At 58.7% G+C, this 12,863-nt stretch carries 12 protein-coding genes, 3 pseudogenes and 1 riboswitch; of the genes and pseudogenes, 13 read left to right on the top strand and 2 right to left on the bottom strand.

Annotated elements, in window-relative coordinates; translation table 11 throughout:
• Positions 1-27: 27 nt before the first annotated feature.
• Positions 28-809 (bottom strand): annotated as a pseudogene (locus tag KP701_RS16310) (IS5 family transposase).
• Between the two features lie 139 nt (positions 810-948).
• On the opposite strand from KP701_RS16310, the pseudogene KP701_RS11035 reads away from it, so the two are divergent.
• From KP701_RS11035 to thiD, 9 genes and pseudogenes are all read left to right on the top strand, one after another.
• Positions 949-1,476: pseudogene (locus KP701_RS11035) on the top strand (integrase core domain-containing protein).
• A gap of 151 nt (positions 1,477-1,627) precedes the next feature.
• Positions 1,628-1,912 (top strand): hypothetical protein, encoded by a 285-nt coding sequence (locus KP701_RS11030; RefSeq protein WP_215747239.1) that lies wholly within the window; start codon positions 1,628-1,630, stop codon positions 1,910-1,912.
• A 131-nt stretch (positions 1,913-2,043) separates the two neighbouring features.
• Positions 2,044-2,178: riboswitch (TPP riboswitch) on the top strand.
• A gap of 134 nt (positions 2,179-2,312) precedes the next feature.
• The gene (gene thiC / locus KP701_RS11025) at positions 2,313-4,106 is read left to right on the top strand and encodes a phosphomethylpyrimidine synthase ThiC (protein ID WP_215747238.1); all 1,794 of its coding nucleotides are present in this window, start codon (positions 2,313-2,315) and stop codon (positions 4,104-4,106) included.
• Positions 4,103-5,041, top strand: a complete 939-nt coding sequence (locus KP701_RS11020) for an FAD-dependent oxidoreductase (RefSeq protein WP_172492725.1) — start codon at positions 4,103-4,105, stop codon at positions 5,039-5,041. Before thiC ends, KP701_RS11020 begins: the two co-directional genes overlap by 4 nt.
• The gene (gene thiS / locus KP701_RS11015) at positions 5,031-5,228 is read left to right on the top strand and encodes a sulfur carrier protein ThiS (protein ID WP_172492726.1); all 198 of its coding nucleotides are present in this window, start codon (positions 5,031-5,033) and stop codon (positions 5,226-5,228) included. The genes KP701_RS11020 and thiS overlap by 11 nt, the downstream gene beginning before the upstream one ends.
• 2 nt (positions 5,229-5,230) lie before the next feature.
• Complete coding sequence (locus KP701_RS11010; RefSeq protein WP_215747237.1) at positions 5,231-5,989, top strand: thiazole synthase; 759 nt, start codon at positions 5,231-5,233, stop codon at positions 5,987-5,989.
• On the top strand, positions 5,986-6,597 hold the full coding sequence (locus KP701_RS11005; protein ID WP_172492728.1) for a thiamine phosphate synthase: 612 nt from the start codon (positions 5,986-5,988) through the stop codon (positions 6,595-6,597). The genes KP701_RS11010 and KP701_RS11005 overlap by 4 nt, the downstream gene beginning before the upstream one ends.
• Positions 6,594-7,556, top strand: a complete 963-nt coding sequence (locus KP701_RS11000; protein ID WP_252345567.1) for a HesA/MoeB/ThiF family protein — start codon at positions 6,594-6,596, stop codon at positions 7,554-7,556. The genes KP701_RS11005 and KP701_RS11000 overlap by 4 nt, the downstream gene beginning before the upstream one ends.
• The gene (gene thiD, locus KP701_RS10995) at positions 7,553-8,311 is read left to right on the top strand and encodes a bifunctional hydroxymethylpyrimidine kinase/phosphomethylpyrimidine kinase (protein WP_215747235.1); all 759 of its coding nucleotides are present in this window, start codon (positions 7,553-7,555) and stop codon (positions 8,309-8,311) included. Before KP701_RS11000 ends, thiD begins: the two co-directional genes overlap by 4 nt.
• Here thiD and KP701_RS10990 read toward each other — a convergent pair.
• A pseudogene (locus tag KP701_RS10990) lies at positions 8,303-8,464 on the bottom strand (IS481 family transposase); the annotation flags it as partial. The gene thiD and the pseudogene KP701_RS10990 overlap by 9 nt on opposite strands.
• A 157-nt stretch (positions 8,465-8,621) precedes the next feature.
• Between KP701_RS10990 and KP701_RS10985 the strand changes: the two are divergent.
• Genes KP701_RS10985 through KP701_RS10970 form a run of 4 tightly spaced genes read left to right on the top strand, consistent with a single transcriptional unit; the run spans position 8,622 to position 12,859 of the window.
• Entirely contained in the window at positions 8,622-10,901 is a 2,280-nt protein-coding gene (locus KP701_RS10985) for a TonB-dependent siderophore receptor (protein WP_215747234.1), read from the top strand.
• Positions 10,898-11,179 carry a hypothetical protein gene (locus tag KP701_RS10980; protein WP_215747233.1) on the top strand — a complete coding sequence of 94 codons (282 nt, stop codon included), beginning with the start codon at positions 10,898-10,900 and terminating at the stop codon, positions 11,177-11,179. The genes KP701_RS10985 and KP701_RS10980 overlap by 4 nt, the downstream gene beginning before the upstream one ends.
• Positions 11,172-11,474, top strand: a complete 303-nt coding sequence (locus tag KP701_RS10975) for a hypothetical protein (protein ID WP_172492733.1) — start codon at positions 11,172-11,174, stop codon at positions 11,472-11,474. Before KP701_RS10980 ends, KP701_RS10975 begins: the two co-directional genes overlap by 8 nt.
• Positions 11,471-12,859, top strand: coding sequence for a PepSY domain-containing protein (locus KP701_RS10970; RefSeq protein ID WP_172492734.1), 1,389 nt, complete (start codon positions 11,471-11,473; stop codon positions 12,857-12,859). The genes KP701_RS10975 and KP701_RS10970 overlap by 4 nt, the downstream gene beginning before the upstream one ends.
• Positions 12,860-12,863 lie beyond the last annotated feature (4 nt).

Here is a 12,863-nt window from a genome sequence, read left to right as displayed (position 1 = left end):
AAAGATCTATACTACATCGCCTGTAGCCTAGGTCACGTTGACAAAAGAGCCAATCCAGAGTTTTGCGGCGGCGATATTGAGGAAACTGTTGAAGGATAAGGCGGTCTTGTCGTAGCGGGTCGCGATGCGGCACATCTGCCTGAGCCTGTTGAACATCCGCTCGATGTGGTTGCGATCCCTGTAACGCCGCCAGTCTGTTTTCTGTGGAGCGCTGCGGCCTTTGCGTGAGGAAATGACCGGCAGAATCCCGTGGACCAGCAGCTCCTGGCGGAAACTGTCACTGTCATAGCCTCGGTCGGCCAGCATGGCTCTGGGGTTCGGGACAGGTAGCTTCATCAGGGCGTCTGTGGCTTTGTAATCCGAGACCTGGCCTCCGGTAAGGACAAAGCCGAGAGGGCGTCCCTGATTGTCACATCGGGCATGGATTTTGCTCGTAAAGCCGCCGCGTGCCCGACCAAAAGCCTCCGAATAAGCCCCCCTTTTGCCCCAGTGGCTTGTGAATGGGCACGCACCACGGTGCTGTCGAGCATATGCTGCCAGTCATCAGTCAGTCCCAGGTCTACCAGGGTTTGCAGCAGGGCATCCCAGACACCCTGTTCAGCCCAACGCCGGAACCGAACATAGACCGAGTTCCATTTGCCGTAGCGCTCATGCATGTCCCGCCACGGACAGCCTGTGCGTAGAACATGCAGCATACCATTGAGAAACTGGCGATTGTCTCCAGATGGACGGGCCCAACGTCCACGCTCAGGCGGCAGAAGCGGACCAATCATCGCCCATTCCTGATCCGTCAGATCGCCTCGTGCCATGCCTGTTCTCTCTGCCCGTTATCCCACAGCCAGGAAGTGAATCAGATCTCAGGCAGATCGTATAGATCTTTTGTCAACGTGGCCTAGTCCCGGGGGGGGAGGATGGTGTGATATTTTCATGAGAGTGGAAGGAAGCATTATGGGACAGATACGTCATGGCAGCGCCACGACCACGCACGCCGTGCGAGCAGCAATACAGCGATAGCAGGCTTCGCTCGCGGCGCTGAGCGAGGAGTTCGGGATCAACCCGAAAACAGTTGCAAAATGGCGCAAGCGCCAGACTGCTTAGGGTAAGCTGCACCTCTTCGTTGCTATCGACCGGACAAGCAAATTCGCTGTCACACAACTGGTTGGGAAAGCTGATCGGAAGACAGCATGGGAATTCCTCGAACATCGCTTAACGAAACCCACTCATCCCTGGACGAACGGTCAGGTTGAACGGATGAACCGGACTATCAAGGGAGCAACCGTCAAGCGCTTCCATTACGACAGCCATGAGCAGTTGAGGACACACCTCAACGACTTCATGGCAGCCTATAATTTCGGGCGAAGGCTCAAAACGGTGAGTGGCCTCACACCTGACGAATATGTCTGCAAAATCTGGACTTCAGAGCCAGAAAGATTCATCATCAATCCAATCCATCAAACCACGGGACTAAACAACTAGGGACGCAAAAGGGGGCTCATTCGGAGGCTCTCGGCCGGTCACGCGGCGGCTTTACGAGCAAAATCCACGCCCGATGCGACAATCAGGGACACCCTCTTGGCTTTGTCCATACCGGAGCCAAGTCTCGGACTACGAAGCCACATACGCCTTGATGAAGCTGCCTGTCCCACACCTCACAGCCATGCTGACTGATCAGGGCTATGACAGTGACATCTTCCGCCAGGATCTGCTGATCCATGGAAGCCTGCTGGTCATTTCCTCACGAAAAGGTCACAGCATTCCACAGAAAACAGACTGGCGGCGTTACAGGGAGCGCAACCGCATCGAGCGGATGTTCAACAGGCTCAAGCAGATATGCTGCATAGCAGCCCCCTTTGTCATTCATGCGTTTCCTCAACCTCACCACCGCAAGGCTGTGGATCAGGTCTTTTGTTAATGTGATCCAAGGGCGGGAAAGACGCGTCTGGTGCAGAAAGAACCATATCTAGAAACTTCGATCATCGGGTTTCGGAAGGGGAAATGCCTCATTTCTCACTATTGCTTTTCTTGCATTTCTCCCTCACCATCACGGCTCGTCAGGGGGGTCCCGCCTTAAGGGACTGAGAGGCTGATTGGTGTTGTCGAGAAACCGGCTGCACGGTGAAGCGACCCTTTGAACCTGACCCAGTTGATACTGGCGTAGGAAGACCGAAGGGCTCTCATTTCCATCGCTGTATGGGAAAGCGCCTATCGGGCCGATCCGGCCCCGCTTGTGTCTGTGTGCACATGGGACGGCGGCTCCCTTTCTGCTTCACGTTCTCCCTGGGTCTTTTCGAGTGCGCTTGAGGAGACACCATATGAACGCTTCCATTCCGGCCATTACGACAGGTCCTCTGCCGGCTTCCAGCAAGGTCCATGTTCAGGGCACGTTCCATGACATCAAAGTGCCCATGCGGCAGATTGAGGTTTCGGACGAATGCCCGCTGAACGTCTATGATAGTTCTGGGCCCTATACCGACACCGCCATCAGCATCGACATTGCGAAAGGTCTTGCGGACAGTCGCGGCGACTGGCTGCGTCGTCGCGATGATGTGGAGGAGTATGACGGTCGCACGATCACGGCAGCCGATAACGGTTTTGCAGAAGGGGATCGGCTGACACCTGCATTTCCGAACCAGCGCCGCCCCCTGCGGGCGGTCGGGGATCGTGCTGTGACCCAGCTGGCTTATGCCCGTGCCGGCGTCATTACGCCCGAGATGGAATTCGTCGCCATCCGGGAAAATATCGGCCGGACGCAGGCCCTGAAGGAAGAGCGGGATGGCGAGGATTTCGGAGCCAGCATTCCGGATTTCGTAACGCCGGAATTCGTGCGGCAGGAAATTGCTTTAGGACGGGCAATCATTCCCGCCAATATCAATCACCGTGAGCTTGAGCCGATGATTATCGGGCGCAACTTTCTGGTGAAGATCAATGCCAATATCGGCAATTCGGCCGTGACATCTTCGATGGAAGAAGAGGTCGAGAAGATGGTGTGGTCCATCCGCTGGGGCGCGGATACGGTCATGGATCTTTCGACGGGACGCAACATCCATAACATCCGCGACTGGATCATCCGGAATGCTCCTGTGCCGATCGGAACGGTGCCGCTTTATCAGGCGCTGGAAAAGGTGGGCGGGATTGCGGAAGACCTGACATGGGAAGTTTTCCGCGACACGCTGATTGAGCAGGCGGAGCAGGGGGTGGATTACTTTACCATCCACGCTGGTGTCCGGCTGCACATGATCCCGCTGACGGCCCGACGGGTGACGGGTATCGTGTCGCGCGGCGGTTCCATCATGGCGAAATGGTGCCTGCATCATCACCGCGAAAGCTTCCTGTACGAGCATTTCGAGGAGATCTGCGACATCTGCCGTCGTTATGACGTGTCGTTCTCGCTTGGGGATGGGTTGCGTCCGGGCTCGATCGCCGATGCCAACGATGCGGCGCAGTTTGCAGAGCTTGAGACGCTTGGCGAGCTGACGAAAATTGCCTGGGCCAAGGACTGTCAGGTCATGATCGAAGGGCCGGGTCATGTGCCGATGCATAAGATCAAGGCCAACATGGACAAGCAGCTTGAGCACTGCCACGAAGCGCCGTTCTATACGCTTGGACCGCTGACGACGGATATCGCGCCCGGTTACGACCACATTACCTCCGCCATTGGGGCTGCTATGATCGGCTGGTTCGGCACGGCGATGCTCTGCTATGTCACGCCCAAAGAGCATCTGGGTCTGCCGGACCGGAACGACGTCAAGACGGGTGTCATCACCTACAAGCTCGCAGCTCATGCTGCGGATCTGGCGAAGGGCCATCCGGGCGCGCAGATGCGGGATGACGCGCTATCGCGGGCGCGGTTCGAGTTCCGGTGGGAGGATCAGTTCAATCTGGGTCTCGATCCTGATACGGCCCGTGCCATGCATGATGAAACACTGCCCAAGCAGGCGCACAAGGTGTCCCATTTCTGCTCGATGTGTGGGCCGAAGTTCTGCTCGATGAAGATTTCGCATGACATCCGTGCTGCAGCGGAAAAGCAGGACGGTATGGAGCAGATGGCGGAGAAATTCCGTGAAGGCGGGCAGCTCTATGTTCCCGTGACGGAACCGGCGGAATGATCCATTCCGTCCTGGGGGGAGGGGTTACGGCACTGTGTTGTGCCATGGCCCTTTCCGACCGGGGCCTTGACGTGGAAGTCATCGTCCCGGATGGCGCCCCGGAACCGGCGTCACGGTTTGCGGGAGGAATGCTGGCGCCTTTTTGCGAGGGGGAAAGTGCGCCGGAACTGATCGTGGCAAAAGGGCAGACTTCCGTGAACTGGTGGGCTGCGCATGTGCCCGACGTCGTGCGACGTGGCACGCTTGTTGTCGCACCGCCGCGGGATGTTTCCGAACTGGAGCGCTTTGCACGGGCGACGCGGCAACATGACTGGGTAGCGCCGGGTGATCTGGAGCCGGATCTGGCAGGACGTTTTGCACGGGGGCTGTTCTTTTCGAGCGAAGCGCATCTGGATCCGCGTCAGGCACTGGCCATCCTGCGAAGCCGTCTGGAAAGCAGAGGTGTGTCGTTCCGAACCGAGGCGCCACGGGGCCGGATCGTGGACTGTCGGGGGCTGGCGTCCCGGGAGGATCTGGCCGATCTGCGCGGTGTCCGGGGCGAAATGCTGATCGTGCACGCGCCGGACGTGACGCTGACGCGGCCTGTTCGCCTGCTGCATCCGCGCTTCCCCTGCTACATCGTGCCACGCGAAAACGGGCGCTACATGATCGGTGCGACCATGGTGGAAAGTGCGCATCGCGGAGGTGTGACGGCGCGGGCTGCGATGGAGCTGCTTTCGGCGGCCTATACGCTTCATCCCGGTTTTGCCGAAGCGGAAATTCTTGAACTGGGCGCAGGGCTGCGTCCGTCCTTTCCTGACAACATTCCGGCCATCCGGCACGCTGCAGACCGCATCCATGTGAACGGGATGTATCGCCACGGTTTCCTGATGGCGCCTGTCTGCGCGGAGCAACTAGCCACGGAACTTGCGGAGCTTTACGCCCATGCGGATTGATCTGAACGGCCAGACCATCGAAACGCAGGCCCGGACACTGGCGGATCTGCTGACGGAGCAGGGCTTTGAATCCCCCTGTGTGGCCACCGCCGTAGATGGTGATTTCATTGCCCGTCCCCTTCGTCCCGGAACGCTGCTGAATGATGGCGTGAAGGTTGAGGTCCTCTCACCAATGCAGGGAGGCTGACCATGTTCTATGGTGTCGATCTGAAATCCCGTCTGATGCTCGGGACTGCGCAATATCGCTCACCGCAGGTTTTGCTGGAGGCGATTGAAGCATCCGGCGCCGAGGTCATTACTGTCTCGCTGAGGCGGGAAGGGGCGGCCGGGGGAGCGTTTCGTGACCTTCTGGCGAAAAGCCGGTGCCGCCTGCTGCCCAACACGGCAGGCTGCCACACCGTTCGGGAAGCCGTAACCACGGCCCGGATGGCGCGTGAAGTGTTTGGAACTTCATGGATCAAGCTGGAAGTCATCGGTCATGCCGACACGCTGCAACCCGACCCGTTTGCGCTCGTCGAGGCCGCGCGGGTGCTGTGTGCGGAGGGGTTTGATGTCTTTCCCTACACGACCGAGGACCTGATCGTGGGCGAAAAGCTGCTTGAGGCCGGTTGCAAAGTCCTGATGCCCTGGGGCGCGCCCATTGGTTCAGGACAGGGTCTCCGAAATCTGGCGGGATTGCGCAGCATGAGGGCACATTTCCGGGATGTTCCGCTGGTCGTGGATGCGGGGATCGGTGCCCCCAGCCAAGCCGCGCAGACCATGGAACTTGGGTTTGATGCCGTGTTGCTCAATACTGCGGTGGCGAAGGCAGTCGATCCTGTGGGAATGGCGCGGGCCTTTGGGCGCGCCATACAGGCGGGACGGGAAGGCTATCAGGCCGGACTGATGCCGGAGCGGGATATGGCCAGTGCCTCGACGCCCGTTTTCGGTCTGGCGGAGCTGGCATGATGACGCTTGATCCGTTCTATCTTCTGGTCGGGGAAGTCGGACTTCTTGAAACGCTGCTGCCCTGGGGTGTGCGGCTGGTGCAGCTTCGCCTCAAGGACAAACCGGAAGCGGAAATCCGCCGTCAGATCTGTCATGCCCGTGATCTGTGTGAGCGGCATGGCGCCCAGCTTGTCGTCAACGACTACTGGCGCCTTGCGATGGAACTGGGGTGCGATTTCGTCCATCTGGGTCAGGAAGACATTGAAACGGCGGATTTTGCCGCGCTTCGAGACGCTGGGATCCGGTTCGGGCTGTCCACCCATGATCCGGCGGAACTCGAACGGGCCCTGTCTTACGAACCAGCTTACGTTGCTCTCGGTCCAGTTTATCCGACCCTTCTGAAAAAAATGAAATGGGGGCCTCAGGGGCTGGAGCGGGTGGCTGACTGGAAGAAACGGGCCGGTCAGACACCGCTTGTCGCCATTGGGGGCCTGACGCCCGAGCGCCTCCCGGGGGTCTTTTCCGCAGGTGCGGACAGCGCCGCTGTGGTGACGGATATCCAGATGGCGGACGACCCGGTTGCCCGCTGCCGGGAATGGGTCGCCGCGACGCGGGCTTATGTACGATGAGCCGGTACTTGCGGCAGCTCGACTTCTTCCCGCGGGGTGAGGCTGACCAGAAACGTCTTTTGGATGCTCATGTTCTGGTTGTCGGTGCTGGTGGGTTGGGGGCGACCGTGCTGCCAGCACTCGCAGGAGCCGGGTGCGGCAGGATCACGGTGGTGGATCATGACCGCGTGGATGAAAGCAATCTTCATCGGCAGACCCTGTTCCGCATGGAAGACATCGGCAGACTGAAAGTCTCCTGCGTGGCAGAGCGATTGGAGGGCCTGAATCCGGATTGCCGGATCATACCCGTCGCCCGGCATCTGCAACCTGCTTCGGCACGCAGTCTTCTGCCGGGTATTTCCGTTGTGGTTGATGCGGCGGACAGTGTGGCTGTGACCTATATGCTGTCAGATCTTTGCCTTGAGGCAGATGTGCCTCTCGTCAGTGCCTCGGTGCTGGGGCAGTCCGGTTATGTGGGGGGATTCTGTGGTGGGGCACCCGGTTATCGTGCTGTTTTCCCCGATATCCCTGCCAGTTTTCCAACCTGCTCGGAGGCCGGAGTGCTGGGGCCAGCCGTGGCGGCGCTGGGTGCCATACAGGCGCAGATGACGCTGTCGATCCTGCTTGAAATGCAGCCTTCCCCACTGGGTCAGATGATCAGTCTGGATCTGGAACACTGGCGGAGTTCTTCCTTCCGTTTTGATGGCGCGCCCGCGCCAGAAGAGGAGGGGCCCTTTATTCTCGGCCTTGAAGAGATCACTGAGGCTGATCGTGTCTTTGATCTCCGGAGCAGGGATGAAAAGGGAACGGCCTCCGTGGAGTGGGCTGTCCGTGGGCCGATCGAGCGTCCGGAAATGCTGGATGTGGAGGCGGGACGAACCGTGTTTATCTGTGCCAGCGGGTTGCGGGCCTGGCGGGCTGCAAAACGCTTTTCCGGGCAGAGCGGCGCTGTCGCGTTTATTGCGACAACAGGGCGATGACATGTCCCGTTCTGCTGATCGGCGGGCTGGATTCCAGCGGAGGGGCCGGCATTGCCCGTGACTTACTCGCTGTCCATGACGCTGGTCTGACAACACGCATTGCCGCTACGGCCGTCACTGCCCAGACGGATCGCAGGGTGCTGGCTGTGAATCCTGTCTCACCAGATCTGCTTGCGGCCCAGATCGAGGCTGCGCTGGAGGATGGGGTCGGGGCCGTCAAGATTGGTGCTCTATGCAATGCAGGGCTTGTCCGGACTGTGGCAGCCCGTCTTCCCGATGTGCCAGTCGTTCTGGATCCGGTTCTCTGTTCCAGTTCAGGACATGCCCTGCTGGAGTCAGAAGGGATTCAAGCTCTTCTGGACCTGCTTTTGCCCCGGACGACTGTTTTGACGCCAAACCTGCCGGAACTGGCAGCATTGAAATCGGCACTGAATCTGGATCCGGCTACTGAGCAGGATGACGTTGCGGGAGCGCTGCTGGATCGAGGCTGCCAGAGCGTTCTGTTGAAGGGGGGACATAACGGCCACTCAACATATTCGACCGATATTCTTTATCAGGCGAACTGCTCTCCTTTGTCTTTCCGTTCCATGCGCTATCCGTTCGATCTCAGGGGAACAGGATGTCAGCTGGCGAGCGGCGTGGCTGCGGCACTGGCCGATGGAAGATCTACATCGGATGCTATCAGGGCCGCGCGTCGCAGCCTTGAGGAACGCTTCCAGAAAGTAGGTGAAGGCTGTGCAATGGCTTCAGCCTGAAATGGCGTGGCTAGGTGTTTGGTCCCGTGGTTTGATGATGAATCTTTCTGGCTTTGAAGTCCATATTTTGCAGATGTATTCGTAAGGCGTGAGGCCACTCAGCGTCTTGAGCCTTCGCCCGAAGTTATAAGCCGCCATGAAGACGTTGAGATGTGTCGTCACCGTTGGCACTCCAGGGGCAAAAAGACGGCCTATGGGCTCAGTAACATTAAAAAATCATTATAATTTATATTTCGTTTTGAAAGTTCAGTTGACAATGATTCTCATTATCGAAATAGGAGAATAAATTTCAGTTTAACAAGGCACCTTCATGAGTTTTCCCCGGCTTCTCTGCGGTACGGCATCGTGTCTCGCCCTGAGTGTACAGATCGCATCTGCAACTCCCTCAGATCCGCAGGAAAAACGCACGGGGAAAGCTGTGGCCAGTCAGACAGCTGGATCAGAAAAAACAAAAGCCGAGCCCACGCCTGCGGAAATCATCACCGTCACTGCGACGGGCCTGTCGCAGGCGGGGGCATCAACCAAGACCCGCACGCCCATCATTGAATCTCCCCAGACAATCTCGATCGTTAGCCGTGACGAAATCGAGTTGCGTTCTTCACCGACCATTGCAGATGCGCTGTCCTACACTGCGGGCGTACAGGCCGAGCAGCAGGGTATCGACAATCGCGTTGACGAAGTGGCTGTCCGGGGATTTGGCGCTGGCGGGTTTTCTTCGAACAACAATTTCGTTGACGGATTGCGCCTGCCTGCCGGCGGCCAGTGGACGCGGACATCATTCGATCCGTTCGCACTTCAGCAGATTGACGTTCTGAAAGGGCCTTCAGGAGCATTGTACGGGCAGACGGCCCCGGGAGGCGTGGTCAATCTTGTCACCAAACGTCCCACCGAAAAAAGCGAAGGAGAATTCTTTCTCCAGAGCAGTGGCTATACTGATCTCGAAAACTGGCAGGGTCAGGCCTCTGGCGACGTTTCGGGGCGCCTGAACCACAGCGGCACAGTCATGGGCCGGATGGTCGCGCTAGCGAAATACGGCGGGACGCAAGTTAATGACGTCACGGCTGGTCGGTACTACGTCTCGCCCAGCCTGACATGGAAGTTTGCGCCGCACTCCACCTGGACGCTCCTTGCACAGTATCAGCGCGATGTCGGAGGCTCGACCTTCCAGTTCCTTCCCGCAACGGGAACGCTCTACGCCTCCAAAGGGCGGTATATCGCCAATGACGCCAATATTGGCGAGCCTGACTGGAACACGTTCGACCGCAATCAGGCTCTCCTCGGCTCATTTCTGGAGCATCGATTCAACCGTTTCCTGACCGTTCGCAATAACGTCCGCTACACGTATCTCGACACCCTCTACCGCTCGACTGTTCTGTCCGGGGACACGCTTGCGAAATGTACCAGCACCATTGCAGGCTGCGTCGCGGGTGAGACGGTGAATCGCCGTGCTGTTGAAGGGCGGGGACGGTCGCAGGGCGTGGCCATGGATACGCAGCTGGAAGGCCATGTCCGCACAGGCCCTGTGCGTCATACGCTCCTTGCCGGCACCGACTATTTCTATACCGACTGGAACCATGACCGCGACGGCGTCAGCACCGCTCTGGTCAAGCCGCTTCTCAACATTTTCAATCCCGTCAGTACGGGAAGCGCGGGCTATGAGAATGCTCTTTCTCCGCAGGTCTATACGTCCACGATCAGCCGCCAGAACGGCATCTATTTTCAGGATCAGCTCAAGATCGAGCGTCTTCGCGTAACGATCGGCGGCCGACAGGACTGGGCCAATGACAACACGTATAATATCCTGACGCACAAACGGTATTTCACCCCGTCGCAGGCTTTCACCTGGCGGGCGGGCGGCGTTTACCTGTTCGATAACGGGCTCGCACCCTATTTCAGCTACGCCCAGTCTTTCCAGCCTACTGTTTCGGACCCTTCAACGGCCAAGGATGGCATGCCCTTCAAGCCGACTACGGGTGACCAGTACGAAGCCGGCATCCGCTATCAGTACGGCAAGAGCATTTACGTCACGTTTGGTGGTTATCAGATCACCCAGAAAAACATGACAACCCCCGATCCGGACGGCGAAACCTGCGGAACGGCCACCTGCCTCGTCCAGACAGGAAAAGGACGTGTCCGGGGTCTGGAACTTGAAGGGCGCGCGACCCTGCCATGGGATATGGCCGTGATTTTCACGGGAACACGGAGCGACGCACGCATCCGGCAGTCCAATACGGCCTCGCAGGTCGGCAACTATCTGCCGCAGGCTCCGAAATGGATGGCCTCGCTGTTTATCGACCAGCGCATCCGGTACGGGACGCTCCGGGGCCTGGGGATCGGTGGTGGCGTGCGTTATACGGGCACGAGCTACGGGGACACAGCCAACAAGCTGGCCATTCCTGACTACACCCTGTTCGACACATTCATCCGCTACGATGTCGGCGACGCCCATCCGGCCTATAAGGGGCTGATGTTCTCGCTCAACATGCGCAATGTTGCCAACAAGCGCTTCGTCGCGACCTGCACGGCTGTCGCAGCCTGCTATTACGGTCAGGGCAGAAATCTCACGGCCCGACTGGAATATCGCTGGTGACGGCGCCTTTCACCAGCGTACTGGCAACCCTGCTTATCGTGGGGGGAGGGGCACTGCTCTATACGTGCTCCCCAAACCAGAAACTTTTGCGCCGCGCCCTGCATGGCATGGTTCCGGTGCTGCTTGGGATCGGTTTTCTGCTCCTCGGAATAACCGTCCTGACGACCGCCGCAAGTTTTTGCACAGCCTGCCTGATGTCCGTGACCCTGCTGATGATCGTGTGGTGCCTGCTGCCGCTTGTGGTATCATTTCTGTCCGGCAGACCCAGTCATGACTGAGACCCCGCAGATCCTCGATAACCGGCAGTGGATCGCAAAAGTTCTCGCTGCCATTTTGCCTGGTCTCGGGCTGGTTTTTGCCGTCATGGCTATTCTGGGCCGACTGGCGGGAACGACCGGAGATCCCAGAAGCCTCCCGGCTCAGGCCCTGATGTGGCTGACGGCCGTTCTATGGGTGTTTGTGCTCGGAACCTGCTTCCTGTTCCCCACAGGCCGCCGGGCCTGGGCTGTCCTTGGCGGTGCCTGCGCAGTACTCTGGGGCTGCTTTCTGCTGCTGCGACTGTTCCTGTCATGAAAATCCGTTCCGATATCCTGCGCGTTTATCGTGAGGTTCACAGCTGGGTCGGGATCTGTGCCGGGCTGCTTCTGTTCGTGGCGTTTTTCGCCGGTGCGATCAGCATGTTCGAGCAGCCTCTCCAGAGCCTGACAACGCCAAGGCTCGATATGCCAGCCGCCGTTCCCCTGTCCCGAACGCCGGAACTTCTCGATCAGATTTTCAGGGCCTACCCACAGGCACGGCAGAATTATACTGTGGTACTCGCACCCGATCGCAGCCTTCCCGGCCGCGTTGCATGGCCTGTGCGCCCCCCACATGGTCACGATTTCGGCCCGCTGCTTGTCGCGACCCTCGCTCCCGATGGTGCGCTGGTCGTTCGTCAGCAGGCGGTCGCTCCCGTCGCGCATTTCATCGACATGCTGCACCAGAAACTCGGGCTTCCGCTGCCGCAGTCCATCAGCCGTCCCGTTATGGGGATCGTGGCTTTGCTCTACGGCCTTGCCCTGCTCTCCGGTGTGATCATCTTCCTGCCGACCCTGGTGCGGAACCTCTTTGCTTTCCGGCTGGGGGAGGGAAGCCGCAAATTCTGGCTCGATCTGCACAATCTTCTGGGGTTCTTCTCCCTTCCGTTTCACATCGTCATGGCCCTGACCTCCGTGGTCTTCGCGTTCCATGATCCGATTTTTGCCGTACAGGGACGTCTTTTCGGGGGGCCTCCGGCCAGCCATGCTCCGATACATGCGGCGTCTCGCTCACTTGATTCTGAGCAGCAGGGTGCGCCTGCGCTCCTTGCTCCGGACGAACTCGTCGAGGCTCTCAACAAGGCAGCGCCTGGCTTCACTCCAACGACACTGGCCTATAGCCGCAACGGTCATGGCGGCATGATGCTGCGCGTCAGTGGGCAGGACAGCCGCTACAGCCTGCGTGGTCCCACTGCAGGTTTTGCGACCGTGGATCCCGCTACGGGCAGGATCCTGTCCTCGGACTATCTTCCCGGCCATCAGAAGGCGGGATTTGCCATTCTGACGGTCTTTTTCGCGCTGCATTTCGGCAGCTTCGGCGGAACCGCTACGCGTTGGGGATACGTGGTTCTCGGCCTTGCAGGGGCCGTCATGTTCTATACCGGCAATCGCCTGTGGGTGAATGCAAGGCGGCGGCGGGAAAAAGCGGCAGGTCTCTCTCAAGATAGTCTGTCAACACGCCTTCTGGCGCGGCTGACACCCGGATGGGCTACAGGCTGCGTTGCCGGATGCGCAGTCATTCTCGCAGCGGGATACGCAGTCCCGGATGTGATGACCGGCGATAATGTGGAAGGGGTCTATTATACCGTTTTTCTAGCCAGTATCTTCTTTTTCATAATCAGATCACCAACAACGAAAAATTATAGCACAAACAAAAAATAAGTTT

It is taken from the genome of Gluconobacter sp. P1C6_b (assembly GCF_018811945.1).
GTDB lineage: Bacteria > Pseudomonadota > Alphaproteobacteria > Acetobacterales > Acetobacteraceae > Gluconobacter.
This window is presented reverse-complemented; position numbering and strand designations above follow the sequence as displayed.